Annotated in this window: 3 protein-coding genes; all 3 read left to right on the forward strand. The window is 42.3% G+C overall.

The annotated features are described in order from the left end of the window. The first annotated feature begins 354 nt into the window (after positions 1-354). The 3 genes from WBV27_RS05025 (at position 355) to WBV27_RS05035 (ending at position 2145) form a co-directional block, all read left to right on the forward strand. A complete protein-coding gene (locus tag WBV27_RS05025; protein WP_424199984.1) occupies positions 355-1209 on the forward strand; it encodes an aldo/keto reductase in 855 nt (284 codons plus the stop codon). 317 nt (positions 1210-1526) lie between these two features. After that, entirely contained in the window at positions 1527-1709 is a 183-nt protein-coding gene (locus tag WBV27_RS05030) for a type II toxin-antitoxin system HicA family toxin (RefSeq protein ID WP_424199986.1), read from the forward strand. A 46-nt stretch (positions 1710-1755) separates the two neighbouring features. Further along, positions 1756-2145 carry a type II toxin-antitoxin system HicB family antitoxin gene (locus WBV27_RS05035; protein WP_424199988.1) on the forward strand — a complete coding sequence of 130 codons (390 nt, stop codon included), beginning with the start codon at positions 1756-1758 and terminating at the stop codon, positions 2143-2145. Positions 2146-2176: the final 31 nt, after the last annotated feature.

A 2176-nucleotide genomic window follows, 5' to 3' on the forward strand; every position in this document is an offset into this window, starting at 1 on the left:
CTCGTTTGTTCACAAAATGAGAACACACTCGTCACATTACATGATAAGAACGTAAAATTCAACTCTGATTTGGCTTTGTTGTAGGATTCATTGGCAAAAAGCGTTGACAAGAAATGCTAAGAATTCGCAACAAACCTATCATCTTCAAAGAAAAAACTGAATGATGGGTTAATTTTTATAGGCCTATTTCGACTGGCTGGGGAGATTTTAACTTTGGAACATCGACAGAAGTTTCCTTCAACTGCTTGATTTCTTTGGATAAAAAACATTGAAAAAAACAGGATAACATTTGACTTGGAGTGCACTCCAAGGTTTAAAGTAGACTTACCAAATAAAGTGATGGAGGAAAATACTATGGAACAAACGTATATCACGTTGAACGACGGAAACAAAATCCCGCAATTCGGACTGGGTGTCTTCCAGATTCCGGGAGATGAGAAAACTAAAGAAGCTTGTTTGGAAGCCTTCAAATTAGGCTATCGCCACATCGATACCGCGCATGCTTACCAAAACGAGCGCGGAGTTGGGCAAGCGGTGAAAGAGAGCGGCATTCCGAGAGAAGAAATCTGGATCACGACGAAACTGTGGCCAAGCGAATACGGCGAAGGCAAGACGGCAAAAGCCATCGACAAAATGCTGGAGCGTCTGCAGACGGAATACATCGACCTTTTGTTGCTGCATCAACAATTTGGTGACTATCTGGGTGCTTGGAAAGATATGGAAAAAGCTGTCGCTGAAGGTAAAGTGAAGAGCATCGGTTTGAGCAATTTCGAATCCGAACGTTTGGAAGAAGTACTCGCTGCCGCAACGATCAATCCATCTGTTTTACAGGTCGAATGCCACCCTTACTATCAACAAAATGATCTGAAGAAACGGATCGCCCCTTATAACACAGTCATTGAAAGCTGGTATCCGCTGGGACATGGGGATGCGGCTCTTATCGAAGAGCCCGTTTTCACGAAATTGGCAGAAAAATACGGGAAAACGAACGCCCAGATCATCCTGCGCTGGCATATACAGGAAGGCATCATTGTTTTCCCTAAATCATCAAATCCAGTGCACATCAAAGAGAACATCGACATTTTCGATTTTGAATTGACTGAGGAAGAAATGAACGAAATCCGCCAACTGGACAAAGGTTTCCGCTATTACACACGGACACTTGCGGAACAAGAAGAAGCGCTGAGCCAATTTGTGCCGGCTGATTAAGAGAAAAAGTACCAGATAATGTTAAGGAGAACCTCACAAGAAATGCTATTATGCATGCATTTCTTGTAGAGGTTCTTTTTTTGGCAGATTCGGACCGTATGAGCAGGCGCTAATACATTACGAGTCGCTACCATTCCTCTCGACTGGTACAATCATTTGAGCCAGCGTGCTCATTGATGAAAAATCGGCAACCGTGATTTAGCGATACTTCTTCACACCCTGTATCTATTCGAAGTGAACTTCGTATGTTTATGGTAGGTTCTATTTGACAACAACAAAAATACGTACTATATTACGTATGAAGAAAGAGGCTTACTATGGACTCAAGGGAATTGATTTCGATAATCATGAGTGACGGTTGGGTATTAGTTAATATAAGAGGCAGTCACCACCAATTTAGACACCTACTAAAACCTGGGCGCGTTACAGTACCGCATCCAAAAAAGGATTTACCAAAAGGTACAGTGCACAGCATCCTCAAGCAAGCGGGGTTGAAGTAACCCCTCGCCTTCTTAATTTATTCAAAAATAGAAAGGAAGTATCCTTATGGTATTGTATTATGCGATTTTTAATCCCGAAGGAACGCAATTCAATATATCGTTTCCGGATTTACCGGAGCTGTTCACCAGCGGAGATGACATGTCCGATGCCCTCCACATGGCAAAAGATGCTTTGGAAGGTTATCTGCTTTGGCTTGAGGATGAAAAAGAAGCTTTTCCTCCGGCATCCGAATATGATGAATTTTCTACTTCTAAGGGAGATTTGTTGATTCCGATCGAAGCAAATCTCGAAGTGGCAAGGCTCAAGGAAAATACGAAAATGATCAAGAAAACTTTGACGATTCCGAATTACGTCAATGCTCTCGCGGAAAAAGAAGGCATCAATTTTTCGCAAACATTGACGGAAGTGTTGAAGGAGAAGTTGCAGATACATTAAGCAGCTGGATGTTCGTATATAGCAATCCTCG

This window comes from Trichococcus sp., from assembly GCF_049589555.1.
Classification (GTDB): domain Bacteria; phylum Bacillota; class Bacilli; order Lactobacillales; family Aerococcaceae; genus Trichococcus.